Consider the following 18191-nt stretch of genomic DNA (forward strand, 5'->3'; position numbering starts at 1 on the left):
TCCCAGAGACCGAAACTCGCGCGGTCAGCAGTTCGTCTTTTGCGAGACACCGCTCGTCATCGAGTCGTATAGCCTGTCCCGAACGAGGCTTTCCAAGCCGTATTGCCCGGCGCGTTCAGCGTATCCGTATCCACTTCGGCGAATGAAATCACCACCTTTGATCTGTATCCCCAGGACTGCCGCCAGTTAACGACGATCTCGAATGCCAGCGGGCGCGTACCGTCTTCAGCCGCCGCCCCCTCGTACATCTGCAGAAACATGTTTGCGGACTTGACCGTCGGGACGAGGATGGCGCCATCCCGGGCCATGCCCGGAATCAATCTGTAACTTTCGGCCCGTCCGCCGTTATACAAGGCACGCAGCAAGATGGAAGGCGGCTTCAGAACCTGTTCGGCCAACCGACCGAGCGGGCTGTACTGCACATCGATCCCGACAAATAGCGGCTTTGTCGACGTCGGGACATCGACCCACTCGCCAAGCGTCGCCTGGCGGACGATCGGTGCGCTTAGGAGTTCCGGAAGCGGTTGCGATCGCCTGCGCAGCACCAGCAAATCGTTGCTGGTCCCGACCGGTTCGTAGCGCTGCAGCAACAGCGGCCATAGCGCGCCCTCCGCCGAAGCCGGATGACGGCCGTCGATCGATCCCGGCGCAAAATAGACAAACTCCGGTGCTTTCGGCGACAGATAGAAATCGCGGTTTCGCTGGATGAGCGAGGGCGTATAGGTCGTGTACTCCTGTATTGTCGGACGCGGACGGTAGTCGAGTTGCGCGGCGATCACCTCGCTTTGCCGTGACGGAATAATGTCAACGATGCCGGATACCGTCGGCAAGGATGCCGCCGCGCGAAGCTGGTCGCGAGCTGCCGCGAACTGCCGGTCCTTCTCGGCCATCCAGGCCGATGGCCATCGCGCAAAATCGGCCACGTCCCCGAGGGTCGCGATCGAACGCGCCGCGATGCCGACAGGATTCAGCACACTCAACGGCATCTTCTGGACGTAGGGCGCGTACAGGTACAGGAAGCTCACGACCAGCGTTACTTCGAAAGGACGATATTTTGTCCAGATCGGCCCACTCGCCAGCGCCACCGCGGGAATGGCGAGAAACAACCCTGTCCAAGCGATCAGGGAATGGCCGTCGTGGCGGACAAAACCGGCCTTCATCAAAATGAAGAGATAGCCGAGCAGCAGCAGCAATTGCGCGATCGCCGTCGCCCGGCCCGGCCCGCGGACTTTGATGATAGGCCAGGCGGCCCAAGCGGCGGTCACGACAACAACAAGGCTCAAGATTATCCACAGCCAGATCGAGTCCGGAGCGCCGTCGATGCTCATTCCGGCGGAGTAGCCTTGCGACACTTCCAGCGAAGCTCGCAGATAGGCGGGCAAATTCGAGAGCGGCTGCCCCGTTGCCACAAAGGCGACCACGAGGCCCAGCGAAAGAACGGCCGTCTTGTAAGGTATTTCGCGTCGTGAAACCGACAAAGCATCGACGATAACGAAGGCCGGTAGCGCAAGCACCAGCAACGAGAATTTGGCCATACCGAACGCCGCGATCACGGCAATGGACGCCATCACCATCAGCGGTCCGCTGTGCCCACGCGTATAGCGGTAGCAAGTGACAAACACAAAAAACAGCATCAGGCCATCGCGCAAAAGTCGCTCGGCGAGCAGGATCAATCCGGCGAAAAATAACCCAAAAAGCCAGCGCGATTCCCGGCGTCTCAACAGTGGCGTCAACATTTCCAGCAGTTGGACTACAAACACCAATACCCACAGGCAATCGAGAACGACGATCGCCGAAGCGAGCTGATGCGAATACAAGCGGTGGTAAATGCTTGAGAAAGGTCCTGACGTGAAGACGATCTCCGAGCCGAAAGCGAGGCCCTTTTCCACGGCGTAAGCCACCGCAGCAACCCATGAAGAATCGAGACCCGCGGTCAAAAAGCCGAAACCGGCCGGCCGAATGCTCGCTACAGCGACCAGCAGCAGCACGCCAGACAGAACGATGCAAGCCGCGCTTGGACCAAGATTGGAAGCTTTCAAGCGTTGCCAGTTCATCGCAGTTACGTCCTCTGCAGAATTCGAACGCCCGTCACGCGTTCGGCCCCCCAGGAATTTGTCAGGTAGGCCTCAGCAAACGATGCATCCATCGAGGCATACGCCATCGACTATCCAAACGTGAATTTCTTATGCCCCAAATAGCTCGTCGCTATCGGGCTGATGACGCCAACGACGTGGGCGATGAGGTCTTTTTGCCAGACAATGCCGAGCCACGGCAACACCCATTCGGCCAACCCGACGCTGACGATCCACACCTGCGCGAGTGCGACGAGATTGACCAGCACGAAGCGCATCGCTTCGCTCTGCACCCGGCGATCGGACCGTGCGAACACAAATTGCCGCGTCAGCACGAAAGCGACGGCCATCCCGATGAGATAGGCGATGACGACGGCAATCTCGAAGCGGATGAACGATGATAGCGACCAGCGGGAAAGGATGTTCGCGGCTGCCGCAATGCCGCCCGCGAGCGCAAAGCGAATGAATTCACGGCTCACGGACGAGCGCCCTGCGGTGCCCTTGCGGCATCACCGGCATGTTCCGCCATGCGCCGCCCCAGCCGAATGCTCTCGGCGACGCCGCGATCTTCTGGATAATAATAGCACGTATCGGCAATTTGCAGCCCGGCAATCGGGGTCTGCACCGGTGGCAGCTTGTCGGCGAAATGCGGCTCGCAGATCGGCTGGGCATGCTTGAGGCGGCCAACCCTGGCGTCGAGCAAGTCAGCGTCGGTGATCGCCGGATTGATCCGCTTGATGTAGCCGAACGCCTCGTCAATGAACTGCTGGTCGGTCCACTGCCACTTCGGCTGAGTTACCGGCATATAATAGGGAACGTAGACGATGGTGTCGCCGACCTGGCGCAGGTTTGAGAACTCGATAAGGCCGGGAATCCCGATGTCGTCGGCGACAATGTTGAGCCAGAAGTGCGGCGTTACGGACTTCCGCAGCTTGAACAGCAGACAGACCACGCCGATGTTCTTGATCGCGGCATACTTGTCCTGCCATTCCTGCGGCAGGTCGGGCACCAACCGGTTGACCAGCGGCACCGGCACCGTGGAGATTACCGCGTCGGCGGCGAACTCACGGCCACCAGCGCGCACCGCAAAGACGCGGCCGTTGTGAACCAAGACCTGCTCCGCGGGTGTTCCAAGATGGATGCGACCGCCCTTGCGCCGAATATCATCGGCGATGGCTTCCACCAGCGTTTTCGAGCCGCCGTCGATATAGCCGAGCTGTTCCTGAAAGATCGATTTGCGCGAATTGCCGATCCGCTTGATGCGGGTTGCGATCCACGACGCCGCGACCTCATCGGCATATTCGTAGAACTTCAGCTCCTGCAGCCGCTTCCACAACTTATTGTAGACCGACACGCCGGAGCCACCCTCGATCCATTTTCGCGAGGTGAGGTGCTCGATGCGGTCGAAATTTTTTGACTTGGTGGTCAGAAACATCTGCAGCCCGGTCCGGATCTTCTCCATCAAGGTCAGATGCGGATAGGTCAGCAGAGATATGGGATCACCCCATTTATGCACCTTGCCGTGGGTGAAATACGCCATAGACGTGTCGACCCAGCGCATCCGGTCGCCGATGCCGAGTTCGGCCATCAGCTTAAAAGTCGGCGCGTCAGACTTGCAGACGAAGTGATAGAAGCGCTCGATCGAGACGCCGGAAAAGTCGAAATGCGCGGCCATGCCACCGGCCTTGCTATCGGCCTCGATCAGGTCGACCTCGTTGCCCAGGGTGACCGCGCGCTGCGCGGCGGCGAGGCCCATCGGCCCTGCTCCCAACACAACGATGCGGCCCATGGCAGAACTCCTAGAAGGACAGAATGATCTTGGAATGGTCGGGGTGTAGGTAGGTTTCGCTCAGCGCCTGGCGCAGCGGTGTCGACGCAACGCCGAATTCGCCCGGCCAGTCAATCACTGGAAAGGTTTCCGGAATCACCAGCGCTTCAAGTTGGCCGGTGGTGAACGGCGGCTTCTTGTCAACAATGGCATAGACCCACAGCAGCGCCCAGAACAGCGCGTAGGGAATATGCACGATTTTCGCGCGCGGCTTGACGATGTCATGTATCATGCCGATCAGGGCGCCATAGGAAATCTTATCGAGCCCGGATATGTCGTAGGTACCGGTCTTGCGCTGCTCGATGGACGCCACAATGATCGAGACGAGATCGCCGACATAGAGGGGCTGGCGGGTGAAATTGCCGTCGGCCGGGATCGGAAACACCGGCGCCTTGTCCATGAATCGGCGCAGCCAGCCGAGATGCTTGCGATCGAACCAGCCGAACATCAAGGTCGGCCGCAGAGTCACATGCGGGATGGCGCAGGCGTTAAATAGTTTTTCCTGCGCAGTCTTGGTGCGGGTGTAAAAATCATCAGCCGAGGAATTCACCACCGAGGACGAAATACCAACCACGTACGGCACCGCATAAGCCTGCGCGGAAGCCAGAATGTGCTCGGTGGCGGCGACGTTGTTGGCGACGAATTCCTCGATGAACAATCCGCCGATCTGCGCGTGATTGACCACCACCGTATCCGCGCCGTCAAAGCACTCGGCCCAGGCGCCGGGCACGGCGAGGTCTGCCTCGATCATCGTCACGTCGGGATGCGCCTGGCGGAATAGTGCTACGTTGGCGGCGTGCTTATCGATGCCGACAAGCTCAAACTCCGGCCGCGACTTGAGCCGCGCCACCAGGTTCTGGCCGACCAGGCCCGCCGCGCCGGTGATGATGATCTTGCGCATGGCCCTAGAAATTCATCTTGTTGAAGATGGCGGCCGGAATGTTACGGATAATCGCCATGATCAGCCACCAGCGGGCGGGCGCGTAGACCACCGGACCGCCACCATCGGCCGCCTTGCGCACGACCGCCGCAACCGCCTCGGGCGTCGCCCACATCGGGCCGCCCTTGGCCATGCCGGCGGTCATGGCGGTGTCGGTCGGCCCGGGCTTGACGATAACGGCGCGGGGGCCGGCGCCGCGGAAGCGATGGCTGATGCCCTGCACCAGCACGGCAAGGCCAGCCTTGGCGGCGCCGTAGACGTAATTGGAGCGTCGACCGCGGTCGCCGGCGACCGAGCCCATCACGACCAGCGATCCTTTTCCCTGGCTTTCCAGCAGGTTGGCAACCGCCAGCGTCCAGGCGGCGGCGGAGCGGAAGTTAACGTCGATGACGGCCATCGCGGCGGCCTCATCGCGGTCGGCAAGCGCCTGATCTCCGAGCACGCCATAAGCGAGAATGACGTGATCCAGCCCGCCCAGTTTCGCGACCATGCCGGCCAGCGTGGAGGCGGCGTCAGGGGCGGTAAAATCGACATCGAAAATCTCGGTGGCGGCAGCGCCGCGCGCCTTCAGGTCGGCAGCGATGACAGCCAACCGCTCGACCTTGCGGCCTGCAAGTCCGACCGTGGCGCCCTCGGCGGCATACAGCCTGGCGGTCGCCTGGGCGATCCCGGAACCGGCACCCAGGATCAAGACGCGGAGTGGATTGGGTGTTGTCATAGGGTCATCCGCCGCCAGAATGTCGATGACATTCCGGGGTCCAGGTGCGTTGTGAACTGATCCAGCGCGGGATGGCCAGCCCTGAACATAGCTGGCGGCAAACGGCCGTCCTTGGCCGGGTAAAGTCGGCCACCGGCTTCTCGGACAATCGCATCGAGTCTGTCAAGCAGCCACAGGGTCGACCCGCCCCGATTGGCGAAATCCAGTGCCAGCGTGGTGCCCATCCGGGGAAACGAAAGCAGACCGGGCGATGCCATGTCGCCGAAGGTCTTGAGCACCGCGAGGAACGAGCCCTGCCTGGCGTCGGAAATCGCCCGCAGCATCTCAGCCGTGACCTCTGCCGCCACTTCTGGCGGGACCACACTTTGATACTGATAGAAGCCGCGCGGCCCGTACATCCTGTTCCAGTTGCCGATGGCGTCAAGCGGATAAAAGAACGGATCGTACGACATGGTAGACTGCCGAGCCCGGCCGGCGAGGCGGAAATAGACCTCGTTGAATGCAGCAATCGAAAACCGATTGAGCAAAAAGCCCGGGGCGTCGATCGGCATGGACGGGCCGCCCGGCGGCTTGACGCGCAACTCACCATCGCTGGCATGGCCCGCCCGGGTGAAGATGCCTCGGCCGAGCCGGTCGCCCTTTGCCAGGCAGTCGATCCACGCCACCGTGTAATCGTGACTGGCGTCGCTTACCGCCGACAGCGCGAAGAATTCGGCGAGGTTGCCGAACGGAATCGTCTCCACAGCCATGTTCGAACTTGCGATCGGCATCACTTGCAAAGTGGCGCGGGTGATGATTCCCGTGAGCCCGAGACCGCCTATCGTGGCCGCGAACAAGCCGGAGGTGTCGTCATCGGTGACGGTAGGCTCGCTGCCATCGCTGCGCAGCAGGCTGAGGCTGCGGATCCAACGTCCAAACGTGCCGGCGCGATGGTGGTTCTTGCCGTGCACGTCATTGGCGATGGCGCCGCCAAGGGTGACGAATTTGGTCCCCGGCGTGACCGGCAAGAAGAAGCCGGCAGGAATTACCAGCTTCAGGATCGCCGCCAGGCTGACGCCGGCCTCAGCTTCGAGCAGCCCGCTGGTCCGGTCGAAACGGATGAAGCGGTCGAGGCCGGTCATCTCGATCAGGGCGCCGCCATCGTTGATGCAACTGTCGCCATACGAACGCCGCAGGCCGCCGGCCAGCAGCCCACCCTGCAGCTCGGCGCCCTCCATGGCCAACGGGGCCAGTTCGTCCGGAAACGCCGGCCGCGCCACCTCCATCCGGGTGCGCGGAGTCCGGCTCCAAGGCATGATATCGTCGCGTGGGGCAAAACCGCTCATAACGCCAACAGGATGGCGGCGGCGACCAGAACGCCGAGGCCGAGGCTTACATTGTCGCGCAGCGCGAAAGCCACTGGATCGTCGGTCATCCGGCCGCGGTGCGATAGCACCCAGATGCGGCAACTGAACAGGAAGATGGCGATCGGCGCCACCCAAAGCCAGGCCGGCGTGTGGTAGATCTGGCGGGCAAAAATCTCCTCGACGAGGTACAGCACCACGATGATGATGGACGCCATCGAAGCCGCGCTGCCGAAGGCGAGTGTCAGGCTCTCGTCGCCGGCCTGGTATCCCCGCCCCTCCAGTTTCTGCAGGCCATGCTCGGCGGCACGCAGAATTTCGGTATGGCGCTTGGCCAGCGCCAGCGAGAAGAAGAAAAACATCGAAAACGTCAGCAGCCACGCCGACGGCACGAGATCTGCGGCGGCAATGCCGATAAGGATGCGGATCGTGAAGAGAAGGCCAATGACAAAGGTATCGAACAGCGGAATGCGCTTCCAGCCGAACGAATAGCCGAGCGTCGTGGCGACGTATAATAGCAGGCACAACCCGGCCGGCGGCGAGACCAGCAGCGCGGCGATGCACGCCACCGGCAGGATGGCGCCGACAGCCAGCAGGCCATCACGGACCGGAATTGCCCCTGAGGCGAAGCCGCGGCGGCGCTTCGACCAATGTTTGCGGTCTGACGAGAGATCGGCGATGTCGTTGACGAGATAGGTCAGCGAGGCAACCAGGCACAGCAACCCCATCATCACGATCGTGCGGAGTAGACCCTCCAATGTGACATCGCGCCAGCCCAGCGCCACCGGGACCAGCACGATCAGGTTCTTCGCCCACTGGTGCGGGCGCAGCGACTTCAGCCATACCGCACGGTGATGGGATTTGTCGTCGAACGTGCGCTCGATCGGAGTGCCGCCGGCCAAGACGGCATCGGTCAGCGACCGGCTCGACGACACTACCACGGCGGCTTGGGCGGCACGCCAGACCGGCAGATCGGCCTTACTGTCGCCGGCATAGACGAAGCCGTCGGGAAACTGACGCAGCAACCGGTCAGCCTTGTTCTGTCCCTTTAAATTAAAGTCGCCTGAGGTGCCGTTAACTGTTTTAAACAGCGGAAAACGCTCAGCAACTAGAAGGGCAACAACCTGATCGGCAGCGGTGGCGAGATGCACCTCTCGCCCCGCTTTAGATTCCTGCTCAAGATAGGCCAGCAATTCCTCGCGGACCGGGAAACTATCGACAACGGGCTCCGCCACACGCGTCAGCCGCTGCTTGAGAGCGGCAATGCCATTTCGGAGCTCAAGCAAAGCGAGCAGCGTTTTACCGGGCCTGGCGAAAAGCCCGGTGGCGAAGATTTCAAACAGACTGTCGACCTTAAGAAATGTGCCATCGAGATCAACCACCAGCGGCAGCCTACGCGCGTCGATCATGACTGGGCTAAACTCGAAAATAGCACATTTGCACAAGCGATTTCCTCGTCGGGGCCGTCGGGTTCGATGAACGATCCGAGGAAAAACAAGCTGATATTGACGACCCTTACGGCCGGGAATTGTGTAGGGGAAAAACCGGTGGAGCGCAACGTCCGCTTTGGCGCCCGAAATCGTGAGGCGCCGTGGCCGCTGTTGATGAAAAATTCAACGTTTTGATGGATCAACGACAAGCGCTGAGCTAATACTATCAGAACTAACCTTTTCCGACTGATTGGTGCTAAACCGAGCGCACGACTTTCCATTTTGACGATATATAAGAAATTGTTATGACACCAGGTCTTCTTTCGTGAGTACAGAGGCAATCAAAAGAGGTCATGTGGTCGATTCTGTCCGGCAGGAAGCTCGGGAACTGATGAAGGACATTGGGGGCGAAACCCGCACCATGGCTTACTCCCATGATCACGATAGGAAAAGAATAGAAAATTTAAAACGCGACTTGGCGCAAGCCGAGGTCCAGATCGTTCGACTGCAGGACGAGATCGACAGCATAACTCGTTCGCCTGCATGGCTGATGGGCATGCGGCTTCAAAACATAGCCGGAAAGTTTCCGCCTGGCGTCAGACGCAAAACGTTTCACATACTCCGTTCCGGATACAGAGTGTTACGGTACAAGGCCCCCATTTTATTCCGTATGATGGCAGGGCCGCGGCTCGTCGCCATGTTGAGGCGGACGACGCCGGGAATGAACCGCTCTATCGCGCAGCAGTACACCAAATGGATTGGTGAATTCGACACGATATCAGCGGCCGACCGCAGCGAAATCGCGGCCCATATCGCAAAGTTCCAGACACTGCCGCTAATCTCCGTTATAATGCCGGTATATAACACGCCGGAGCGCATCCTTCGTGATGCTGTCGCTAGCGTACTCAATCAAATTTACCCGCACTGGGAGCTTTGCATCGCAGACGACGGGTCGACCGCGCCGCACATTCGCACGATACTAGAAGAATATAGAGAGCAGGATAGTCGGATCAGACCGATCTACCGCGAAACCAATGGGCACATCTCTGCTGCTAGTAATTCCGCTCTAGCACTTGCAACCGGTGACTACGTCGCCCTGCTCGACCATGATGACGTGTTGTCAGAGCACGCACTATACATGATCGCCGAAGCGATCCAGCGACACCCGGACGCCGACGTGTTCTATTCCGACGAAGATAAGCTGGACTCCAGCGGACAGCGATGCGATCCACACTTTAAGCCTGAGTGGAGCCCTGAACTTTTCTACGGCCAGAATTACCTCAACCACCTCTCGGCCTACAAGCGGTCCGCCGTGGACCAAGCTGGCGGTTTCCGCATCGGCTACGAGGGAAGCCAGGATTACGACCTCGCACTCAGAGTGATTGCGAAGACGCGAGCGCCGATCGTTCACATCCCTTACGTCCTCTACCATTGGCGTATCTTTGATGGCGCCAGCACCATGTCCTCCAACAACCTGCGCAAGGCCACCGAAGCCGCGCGTCGTGCCCTGATTGACTACTTTTCCGGACATGGTGAGACTGTGGCGGTCGAGGACGTCCTGGGGAGCTTTCACCGCATCCTGCGTCCCGACCCGGCCGACTGGCCCAAAGTTTCGGTCATCGTGCCGACCCGAGACTATCTCGACGTCTTGCGGGTGGCGATCGATGGCCTAGAACACACCACCGATTATCCCGACCTCGAGATTATCATCGCGGATAACGAGAGCACGAAGCCCGAAACGCTCAAATTTTTCTCTGAAGTACAGACTCGTGGCGTTCGCATCGTTGAGTGCAAAGGCGCTTTCAACTATTCGGCCATCAATAACAAGGCCATCGCCGTCTCTACGGGCGAATACGTGTTGCTGCTCAACAACGACATCTCAATGATCAATTCCGATTGGCTCAAGGAGATGGTCCGGTATTTGTCCAATCCTGAAGTCGGCATCGTCGGACCCAAGCTGCTCTACCCGGACGGAACGTTGCAACATGCTGGCGTCGTTCTGGGGATCGGCGGCGTGGCCGGTCATCGCTACGCCAGAGAAGCTGGCGACGAACCCGGCGCCTTCGGAAGATTGGCCCTCGCGCAGGACGTCAGCGCGGTAACGGGCGCCTGTCTTCTCATTCGCCGGGCGTTGTTTCAGAAACTGGGCGGCCTCGATGCAGCCAATCTGGCGGTAGCGTTTAACGACATTGACCTTTGTATGCAGGTACGCGCGGCGGGCTATCGCATCATCTGGACTCCTTACTCAGTTCTTGCTCATCACGAATCCAAATCGCGCGGTCTGGATACCTCCGGCGAGAAGCAGGAACGCTTCCTACGCGAGTCGCGGTTCATGCGCCGCAAATGGGGTAATCGGCTGATGTCTGACCCGTTTTACAATCCAAACCTGTCGCTAAATGCCATCACGCCCGAGCTGGCGCGCCCACCGCGCTTGCGAAAGCCGTGGAAGGTCTGACGGCATCGAAGTGCACGCTCGGTCCACTTTTTGACGGATCTTGAGGCATCAATAACGGCCGAATTGTGCGAATGCAGCAGCGAAACCGCCGTTGACAGGACCGCCGAGATAGGGTGTTCCTTTGCTCGAATTCGAACGCAGCAAGTGAATTCGCCATTGCTACGGCAGCAAGACATCAAGACTCAGATCGGCCACCCTTGAAAACTAGCCTAGATAGAAATTTTTTCGATCAGACCTCCGCGCGCAAACCGCGCACCGCGGCGGCGATTGCGTGGGCCGACGCGATTGAGGGTCTCTCGCTGTGGCGGCTATGGGTCACGCTGGGCTGGAACGACATACTGCAGCGCTATCGGCGCTCGATTCTTGGGCCGTTCTGGCTGACGGCGAGCATGGCGATCATGGTGATTGCGCTTGGAGTGCTCTACGCTGAACTGTTCAAGATGCAGATCCGCGAGTTCTTGCCGTTCCTTTGCGTCGGTCTGCTCGTCTGGAATCTGCTGTCCGGGTTTCTTTCGGACGGCGGTACACTGTTTACCGGCTCAGAATCCTACATCAAGCAGATCCGGCTACCCTATTCTGTCTACGTCTACCGCTCGACCTGGAGCAAGTTCGTTATCTTCGCCCACAACTTCGTGATCTATTTTGGCGTGTTGCTCTATTTCCAGTTCTGGCCCGGTGCGGTGATGCTGCTGGCCATTCCGGGTCTAGTACTTGTGCTGATAAACGGCGCGCTGGCCAATCTCTATATCGGCATCATCTCGGCCCGCTTTCGCGACGTCCCGCAGGTCGTCGTTTCCGTCGTGCAGATCGTGTTCTTTGTCACGCCGATCTTCTGGAAGCCCGAACTGCTGCAGAGCCGCGCCTATCTTGCCGACCTAAACCCATTTTATCATCTGATCGAGATAGTCCGTGCGCCGCTCCTGGGCCAGATGCCCACTTCGAAACACTATCTTGCCGTGCTTCTGATCACTCTGATCAATCTGGCAATCGCGAGCGCCTTTTTCGCGCGCTTCCGCGCCCGCATCGCCTATTGGGTCTGATCATGAACGCTCCTAAATCGGTCCCCGTCATGAATGCCGAACTGACGCTTCGCAACGTCAACGTATCCTTTCCGATCTATCACGGCGGGTCGCGGTCGCTGAAGAAGAGCCTGCTTTTCCGCGGCTCCGGCGGCCATATGGCGGCGGACGCCAGCCATCGCATCATCGTGCAGGCCCTGCGCGACGTCTCACTGCAGCTCGTCGCCGGCGACCGGGTCGCGCTGATAGGCTCCAACGGCGCCGGCAAGACCACATTGCTGCGCGTCATGGCCGGCGTGTACGAGCCGGTCACCGGCACAATCGAAAGCCGCGGCCGGATCTCGCCGATGTTCGATATCGGCCTCGGCATCGACAACGAGATCAGCGGCTACGACAACATCCGGCTGCGCGGGATGATCCTAGGCCTGTCGCGCGACGAAATCGAGGATCGTATGGCTGATATTGCAGAGTTCACCGCACTGGGTGATTATCTCGATGTTCCCGTGCGCACCTATTCGTCGGGCATGATGACACGGCTGACCTTTGCGGTAGCGACCTGCTTCGCGCCTGAAATTCTGTTGATGGACGAATGGATCATGGCCGGCGACGCCAGCTTCCTGAGCAAGGCGCAGCATCGCGTGCAATCCTTCGTGGAAAAGGCCAGCATCATGGTGCTGGCCTCCCACAGCATCGAAACTTGTCGTAAATTTTGCAATCAGGGAATCTGGATGGACCAGGGTCAGATCAGGGCATCCGGCCCGATCGACGACGTGCTGGACGCCTATTCTGCCGAAGCGGGCACGGCCTAACCCGGAGACAGCAGCGCGATGGATCGTCTGAAGGACGTCGTTCGCGCCGGGCGCCGGCTATATTTGCCAATCCAAGATTGGGCGATCGGTCTGTTCGGGAAATTCGGCCGTCGCGGAAATTACGTCCGCGAAAGGATCGAAGGGAATGACCCGCTGCGCGACGCCCCCCACGCAGCTGTTTTCGTACATTTCGACAAATCCGGAATCGTGCACGACTACGTCGTACATCAATTGTGCGAACTGGTTGGCGCCGGCTACCGGGTAACCTTCGTCTCCAACGCGCCCTATCTGCCCGCCGAAAGCCGCGCGCGCGTGCAACCATTCTGCAAGGAGCTGATCTGGCGCTTCAATATCGGCTACGACTTCGGCGCCTATAAGGATGGCATTGCGTCGATCCCCGATCTCGACCGGCTCGACAGCTTGATCCTGATGAACGACAGCGTTTACGGCCCGTTCTGGAACCTGAAGGACACGCTTGGAAAGATCGACCTCGCGACGACCGATTTCTGGGGAATCACCGACAGCTTCGAGAACCGCTACCACATCCAGACGTTCTTTATGGTGTTCATGCCGAACGCGCTTCGATCCACAGCCTTTAAGAATTTCTGGACTCGTCTGCTCTACATCAATCATCGGATGTGGGTAATTCGAAACGCCGAAGTTAAACTGACGCAGGTTCTGCAGGACGCGCAGTTGAAGGTCGGCGTGCTGGCGCCTTACGGCGCTGTCGTCGAGATCGCCCAAGCGCGGCTCGCACACCAGGCCACTCCGGACGTCGGGCACGCCGCCTTCGAGCGGTTTCGGGCGCAGATCATGAAAGACGGCGTCGTGAATCCCACGCAGTTTTTTTGGGACGTGCTGATAACCGACTACGCCTGTCCATTTATCAAGCGTGACCTGCTAACCTCGAACCCGAACAACGTACCAGGCACCTCGCGTTGGGGGGACTTAATTTCCGAGCACAGCAGCTATGACGTCGGGATGATCGCACGCCATTTAGCGCGGTGACGGCAAAGCTGCCTATATTTTGCCGAACAGCGCGCCGACCGACAGCCCGATATTTTCTATTAGGCTTTGGCGATATACGCCGGACTTCCAGATCAGCCACAGCCGCATCGGCCAGGCTGCACGACGGGCCTTGGCGTAGAGATCGACGACGCTCGCATTCTCCGGAGTCAACGCATCGCGTATCCGATGGAGAAAGCGCAGATTGAGATCGTTCCACGACACTACTCGGCCATTGGCGAATGCCTTCAGGCGCACCATGCGGGCGCGCCAGCCAATATTGGCGCCCACGATGTTCTGGCCGTGCTGCCGGTACTTCAAGCTTGGCCACGGATCATAAAAAGCCTCGCCGCCGATGCCAGTCACCACCTGGTAGGTCCACCAATCGTGGGATACCAGTTCGGCATCGACCGGCGTCGCGAGCAACGCTTCCCGAGCGCTGCGGTTGAATACCATGGTATTGCCGCCACCGATGTTCTGCACCAGCGCATTCCGAAAGCTCGGCGGGCGCACGAACAACGGCGCATAGCCCGCGGGCGTGCCGTCGCCATGCATCAGTTCGGTGCGCGAGAAATACAGCGCCGGCGATCGCACGACGCGCTGCGCAAACCAGTTGACGGCCTTTGCCAGCTTTTCGGGAAACCAGATGTCATCTTGATCGCTGTAGGCGAACAGGTCACCGTCGAGCGACTCGCTGCGCACCAGCGCGACGAAATTCTGCCAGAAGCCCTTTTGCGGTCCCGGCACGATCACCACGCGCTGCGGAACGCTGCCGGCGAAGCGGTTGACGATCTCGATCGTGGCGTCGGTCGAGCCATCATCGGACACCAGCAGTTCCCAATGGGCGTAGGTCTGCACGCGAAACGAGTCGAGTTGCGATTGCAGGAATTCAGCGCCGTTCCGGGTGGCGAGCAGAATGACGACTTTGGGAGGAAGGGAAGGCAATGCGAGACCGTCCTGCTGATGATGAAGGCTGCTGCGGCTGCCAATGGCCACCGATCGGCGGTGTCTAGACCATTTTCCGGCGACAGGAAATTAGCCGCTGACGGCGGATGCTTTAGAGGTCCGGAAATCAGGACGAAACACGCGCGGCGCCCAGCCGAAATCTGCCGCCGCTGGCGTGGCATCGAACACCATGTCCTTGGCCATGCGGTTGCCCATCGCCACATTTGCTTGGGGGAAGAACGGCTTGGCAGCGGCAAAGGCGATCCGCCACATCCAGGGCGGCGCAGCGATGATCCGCCGCGGTAGGCCAAGGGCATCAAACACCCGGCCCGCCATCTCGCGGTAGCTCAGCGTCTCGCCGCCGGGCAGCGAATAGGTTCGATCGGCGGCCGCTCCACTTGCCGCGGCCTGGATCGCGCCGATCGCTAGATCCTCCGCATGCACCGGCTGGCGCAGGCCGGCGCCGCTGCCCATCAGCGGCAGTACGCCGAACCTGCTGATCAGCCGCGCCAGCCGTGACACGTTGCCGTCCCTGCCCTCAGCATAGATTAGCGTTGGCCGCAGAATCGTCCAGCTGATACACCGCTGTTCGCAGGCGGCAATGAGGCGCCGTTCGCCCTCGGCGAGGCGGCGCAAGAGTTCACGCTCGGAAGCAATCTCCGATTCGAGCTTGGTGACGATGCTGGTGGATGTAAATGCTACCACGCGCTTCATCGATGGCTGGTAAATACAGGGCAGCGCGTCGGCCAGCAGGCCGATCTCTGCAGTGCAGTAAAGCGTCTCAACCGGCGGCAGTTGTAACGCATCGGCGGCGACAAGATCGCCTTGCACCCAGTCGACGCCGACGCCGCTACGTGGCGAACGAGACAACACGATCGGTCGCCGGCCCGCTTTCACAAGTTGCTCGACGATGTATCCGCCAACGATGCCTGTGCCGCCTACGACCATGTCCTGCATTTTGACCGGTTCAATCATACGCTGCGTGCTTTCAGGATGGCTCGGCAAGTTAAAACGCGACCGGCTGTTGTCTGACGAATTTCTTAATCGAGGAGAAAATTCGGTGCAACCTTAGCGGGGGGACCACTGAATACCATACTGGCGGCAGCCTTTCCTCCCAGACTCATACAGAAAATAACCATCACAATTCAAACAATTATTCAAATTATCAGACTGAACGACCGCACGTGTCGGGGGACTCTGATGCATGTGATTATGGTTAACCACTCGTTAACGGCTGAATGCGATCCTTACCACCTGATCTCGCTGGGGGGACGTAGTGGAAGAAGCTGATACTTCGAGATCGACGGTAGGAAGAACGTGGCTATGAACATGATAGTTCGTGAATTTCCCGAAATCGCGGTGCAGGACTTCTTGCGCGCGTCCTCATTTTGGACCCCGCAGCACTGCGTGCCATCCGCATGGGTTGGCCACGCGCCTTTTGCGTACTGGCTGGTCAACGTCTTGAAGCCCCGCAACATCGTGGAACTGGGCGTGCATTGCGGTTTCTCCTTCTTAGTTTTCTGCCAAGCCGTAAAAAAGATGGGCAGCGATTGCCAGTGCATTGGAATCGATACTTGGAAAGGTGACGAGCATGCCGGCTTCTATGAGGAGTCCGTCTACGACAATCTGCTGGTTCACCGTCAGCCCTACGTATCGACGTCGCGGCTGATCCGCTCGACCTTCGATGCGGCGCAGCCGCAGTTTGCGGATGGATCGATTGATCTTCTGCATATCGACGGTCGTCACCGCTACGAAGACGTGCGCAGCGATTTTGAGAATTGGAAGCCGAAACTGTCGAAGCGAGCGGTCGTCCTGTTCCACGACACCAACGAGGCAAGCTTTGGTGTCAGCCGTTTCTGGAACGAGCTAGCCGCGGATTTCCCCCACTTCGAATTCAAGCACGCGCACGGGTTGGGGGTATTGGGCGTCGGTTCGGATTTGCCCGTTCAGCTTCAGCAGCTTTTTGAGCTTACAGAACTCGGCGACTTGTCGAATTCGGTCCGCGACGCGTATGAACAGCTCGGCAACGCGGTTATCAACGGGCAGGAAGTGCAGCGGCTTACCGCTTCGATAAACGCTTACCAGACAAGCACGTCATGGCGTCTGACCGCTCCGCTCAGGCTGGCACTCCGCTTGATGAAATCGGCCGCTTCGCGTTTGCAACCAACGCTCACGCCCCGACCTAAGCGATCTGCGCCGGTTCCGGCCCTCGTTCTGGTCGGCAAGGACGTGCGTCAAGTTCGCTGTTAGGCCAGTCTCCAGCGCAAACGTTATTTTGCAATTGCTGCAGCCTAGCCGCTGACACTCAGAGCGCCCTGTCGCGTCGTTCGAGACGCCGCACATGACAGGGGGCCGACTTTGCGCGAAGATTAGCGGGACGCTTGCGTCACCACCTTCCGTCAATCTCCAATCCCCTCGGAGCCATCAATGTCCTTCCCGCGCGCTTCCCAGGCCCTGTCCCGCTTCACCGTGCTCGACCTCACCCGGATCCGGTCCGGTCCCACCGCCGTGCGGCAATTCGCGGACTGGGGCGCCAATGTCATCAAGATCGACGCGCTGACCGATGACGCCGGCGAGCAGCCCGGCGGCCCCCGCCAGGGCTCGGATTTCCAGAACCTGCACCGCAACAAGCGAGCAATGACACTCAATCTGAAAGATCCGCAGGGTCTGGCCGTGTTCAAACGGCTGGCGGCGAAAGCCGACGTCGTCGTGGAGAATTTCAGGCCAGACGTGAAGACAAGGCTCGGCATCGACTATGAGAGCCTGCGTGCCATCAATCCCGGCATTGTCTATGGCAGCATCTCCGGCTTCGGCCAGGACGGGCCCTATCACAAGCGGCCGGGCTTCGATCAGATCGCCCAGGGCATGGGCGGTCTGATGTCGATCACCGGCGCGCCGGGTGAAGGCCCGATGCGAGTCGGCATCCCCGTCGCCGACCTCACCGCTGGGCTTTTCTGCGCGATGGGCGTTCTGACGGCACTGCTGGAGCGCGATGTCTCCGGCCAGGGCCAGTGGGTGCAGACCTCCCTGCTGCAGGCGCAGATCTTCATGCTGGATTTCCAGGCCGCGCGCTGGCTGATGGAGCAGGAAGTGCCGCAGCAGGCCGGCAACAACCATCCGACCAGCATCCCCACCGGCGTGTTCAAGACCTCGGACGGCTACATCAACATCGCCACCACCGGCGGCAAGATCTGGGAGCGTTGCGCCCAGGCGATCGGCGCCCCCGAGCTTGTGACGAACCCGGATTACGCCACCGGCCCGGCGCGCTCGAAAAACCGAGATGCCCTGAACGCCGCGATCAGCGCCCGCACCGAAAAGCGATCGACCGACGATTGGGTCAATGAACTGAACGCCGCCGGTGTGCCGTGCGGGCCGATCTACACCGTGGACCAGATGTTTGCCGACGAGCAGGTCAAACATCTCGGCATCGCGCAGGACGTTCCCACCGACGACGACCGCGACATCCGCCTGGTCGGCCAACCCTACACGCTGTCGCGCACGCCGAGCACGATGGCCGCACGTCCTCCGGAGGTCGGCGAGCAGACCGAAGAGGTGCTGGCCGAGTTCGGCTTCAGCGCCGCGGAGATCGCGGCGCTGAAGAAGGACAAGGTGGTCTAGACCGGCCCC

15 protein-coding genes are annotated in these 18191 nt (G+C 60.1%); 6 read left to right on the plus strand and 9 right to left on the minus strand.

Annotated elements, in window-relative coordinates:
* Positions 1-56: 56 nt before the first annotated feature.
* The 7 genes from FIU28_RS19070 to FIU28_RS19100 form a co-directional block, all read right to left on the minus strand.
* Positions 57-2054 carry a hypothetical protein gene (locus tag FIU28_RS19070; protein ID WP_143574746.1) on the minus strand — a complete coding sequence of 666 codons (1998 nt, stop codon included), beginning with the start codon at positions 2052-2054 and terminating at the stop codon, positions 57-59.
* A gap of 110 nt (positions 2055-2164) precedes the next feature.
* Positions 2165-2551, minus strand: coding sequence for a GtrA family protein (locus FIU28_RS19075; protein WP_143574747.1), 387 nt, complete (start codon positions 2549-2551; stop codon positions 2165-2167).
* Positions 2548-3861, minus strand: a complete 1314-nt coding sequence (locus tag FIU28_RS19080) for an NAD(P)/FAD-dependent oxidoreductase (protein WP_143574748.1) — start codon at positions 3859-3861, stop codon at positions 2548-2550. Before FIU28_RS19080 ends, FIU28_RS19075 begins: the two co-directional genes overlap by 4 nt.
* A 10-nt stretch (positions 3862-3871) precedes the next feature.
* Positions 3872-4801: an NAD-dependent epimerase/dehydratase family protein gene (locus FIU28_RS19085; RefSeq protein ID WP_143574749.1), complete on the minus strand. Its 930-nt coding sequence runs from the start codon at positions 4799-4801 to the stop codon at positions 3872-3874.
* A gap of 4 nt (positions 4802-4805) precedes the next feature.
* Positions 4806-5558 carry an SDR family NAD(P)-dependent oxidoreductase gene (locus tag FIU28_RS19090; protein WP_143574750.1) on the minus strand — a complete coding sequence of 251 codons (753 nt, stop codon included), beginning with the start codon at positions 5556-5558 and terminating at the stop codon, positions 4806-4808.
* Positions 5555-6883: an FAD-binding oxidoreductase gene (locus FIU28_RS19095; RefSeq protein ID WP_143574751.1), complete on the minus strand. Its 1329-nt coding sequence runs from the start codon at positions 6881-6883 to the stop codon at positions 5555-5557. Before FIU28_RS19095 ends, FIU28_RS19090 begins: the two co-directional genes overlap by 4 nt.
* Positions 6880-8310 carry a UbiA family prenyltransferase gene (locus FIU28_RS19100; RefSeq protein ID WP_143574752.1) on the minus strand — a complete coding sequence of 477 codons (1431 nt, stop codon included), beginning with the start codon at positions 8308-8310 and terminating at the stop codon, positions 6880-6882. Before FIU28_RS19100 ends, FIU28_RS19095 begins: the two co-directional genes overlap by 4 nt.
* 376 nt (positions 8311-8686) lie before the next feature.
* Here FIU28_RS19100 and FIU28_RS19105 point away from each other — a divergent pair, with 376 nt between their 5' ends.
* The 4 genes from FIU28_RS19105 to FIU28_RS19120 all read left to right on the plus strand — a co-directional run bounded on the left by FIU28_RS19105 (position 8687) and on the right by FIU28_RS19120 (position 13622).
* On the plus strand, positions 8687-10786 hold the full coding sequence (locus FIU28_RS19105) for a glycosyltransferase family 2 protein (RefSeq protein ID WP_143574753.1): 2100 nt from the start codon (positions 8687-8689) through the stop codon (positions 10784-10786).
* A 266-nt stretch (positions 10787-11052) separates the two neighbouring features.
* Positions 11053-11826 carry an ABC transporter permease gene (locus FIU28_RS19110; RefSeq protein ID WP_143576283.1) on the plus strand — a complete coding sequence of 258 codons (774 nt, stop codon included), beginning with the start codon at positions 11053-11055 and terminating at the stop codon, positions 11824-11826.
* A gap of 2 nt (positions 11827-11828) precedes the next feature.
* Entirely contained in the window at positions 11829-12614 is a 786-nt protein-coding gene (locus FIU28_RS19115) for an ABC transporter ATP-binding protein (RefSeq protein ID WP_168209966.1), read from the plus strand.
* An 18-nt stretch (positions 12615-12632) separates the two neighbouring features.
* On the plus strand, positions 12633-13622 hold the full coding sequence (locus FIU28_RS19120; protein ID WP_143574754.1) for a rhamnan synthesis F family protein: 990 nt from the start codon (positions 12633-12635) through the stop codon (positions 13620-13622).
* 12 nt (positions 13623-13634) lie between these two features.
* Here the strand turns inward: FIU28_RS19120 and FIU28_RS19125 are convergent, their stop codons facing one another.
* Together FIU28_RS19125 and FIU28_RS19130 are read right to left on the minus strand one after the other, a co-directional pair.
* Positions 13635-14564: a glycosyltransferase family 2 protein gene (locus FIU28_RS19125; protein WP_143574755.1), complete on the minus strand. Its 930-nt coding sequence runs from the start codon at positions 14562-14564 to the stop codon at positions 13635-13637.
* 90 nt (positions 14565-14654) lie between these two features.
* A complete protein-coding gene (locus tag FIU28_RS19130; protein ID WP_246660735.1) occupies positions 14655-15539 on the minus strand; it encodes an NAD-dependent epimerase/dehydratase family protein in 885 nt (294 codons plus the stop codon).
* Between the two features lie 348 nt (positions 15540-15887).
* Here FIU28_RS19130 and FIU28_RS19135 point away from each other — a divergent pair, with 348 nt between their 5' ends.
* Positions 15888-16814 (plus strand): class I SAM-dependent methyltransferase, encoded by a 927-nt coding sequence (locus FIU28_RS19135; RefSeq protein WP_143574756.1) that lies wholly within the window; start codon positions 15888-15890, stop codon positions 16812-16814.
* Between the two features lie 177 nt (positions 16815-16991).
* Complete coding sequence (locus FIU28_RS19140) at positions 16992-18182, plus strand: CaiB/BaiF CoA transferase family protein (RefSeq protein ID WP_143574757.1); 1191 nt, start codon at positions 16992-16994, stop codon at positions 18180-18182.
* Positions 18183-18191: the final 9 nt, after the last annotated feature.

The sequence above is a fragment of the Tardiphaga sp. vice154 genome (genome assembly GCF_007018645.1).
GTDB lineage: Bacteria > Pseudomonadota > Alphaproteobacteria > Rhizobiales > Xanthobacteraceae > Tardiphaga.

Bases quoted from the DNA above. Each gene is read 5' to 3' on its own strand.
- FIU28_RS19070 (WP_143574746.1), bottom strand. From the start codon at position 2,054: ATGAACTGGCAACGCTTGAAAGCTTCCAATCTTGGTCCAAGCGCGGCT.
- FIU28_RS19080 (WP_143574748.1), bottom strand. From the start codon at position 3,861: ATGGGCCGCATCGTTGTGTTGGGAGCAGGGCCGATGGGCCTCGCCGCC.
- FIU28_RS19085 (WP_143574749.1), bottom strand. From the start codon at position 4,801: ATGCGCAAGATCATCATCACCGGCGCGGCGGGCCTGGTCGGCCAGAAC.
- FIU28_RS19090 (WP_143574750.1), bottom strand. From the start codon at position 5,558: ATGACAACACCCAATCCACTCCGCGTCTTGATCCTGGGTGCCGGTTCC.
- FIU28_RS19095 (WP_143574751.1), bottom strand. From the start codon at position 6,883: ATGAGCGGTTTTGCCCCACGCGACGATATCATGCCTTGGAGCCGGACT.
- FIU28_RS19100 (WP_143574752.1), bottom strand. From the start codon at position 8,310: ATGATCGACGCGCGTAGGCTGCCGCTGGTGGTTGATCTCGATGGCACA.
- FIU28_RS19115 (WP_168209966.1), top strand. From the start codon at position 11,829: ATGAACGCTCCTAAATCGGTCCCCGTCATGAATGCCGAACTGACGCTT.
- FIU28_RS19120 (WP_143574754.1), top strand. From the start codon at position 12,633: ATGGATCGTCTGAAGGACGTCGTTCGCGCCGGGCGCCGGCTATATTTG.
- FIU28_RS19130 (WP_246660735.1), bottom strand. From the start codon at position 15,539: ATGATTGAACCGGTCAAAATGCAGGACATGGTCGTAGGCGGCACAGGC.
- FIU28_RS19135 (WP_143574756.1), top strand. From the start codon at position 15,888: ATGAACATGATAGTTCGTGAATTTCCCGAAATCGCGGTGCAGGACTTC.
- FIU28_RS19140 (WP_143574757.1), top strand. From the start codon at position 16,992: ATGTCCTTCCCGCGCGCTTCCCAGGCCCTGTCCCGCTTCACCGTGCTC.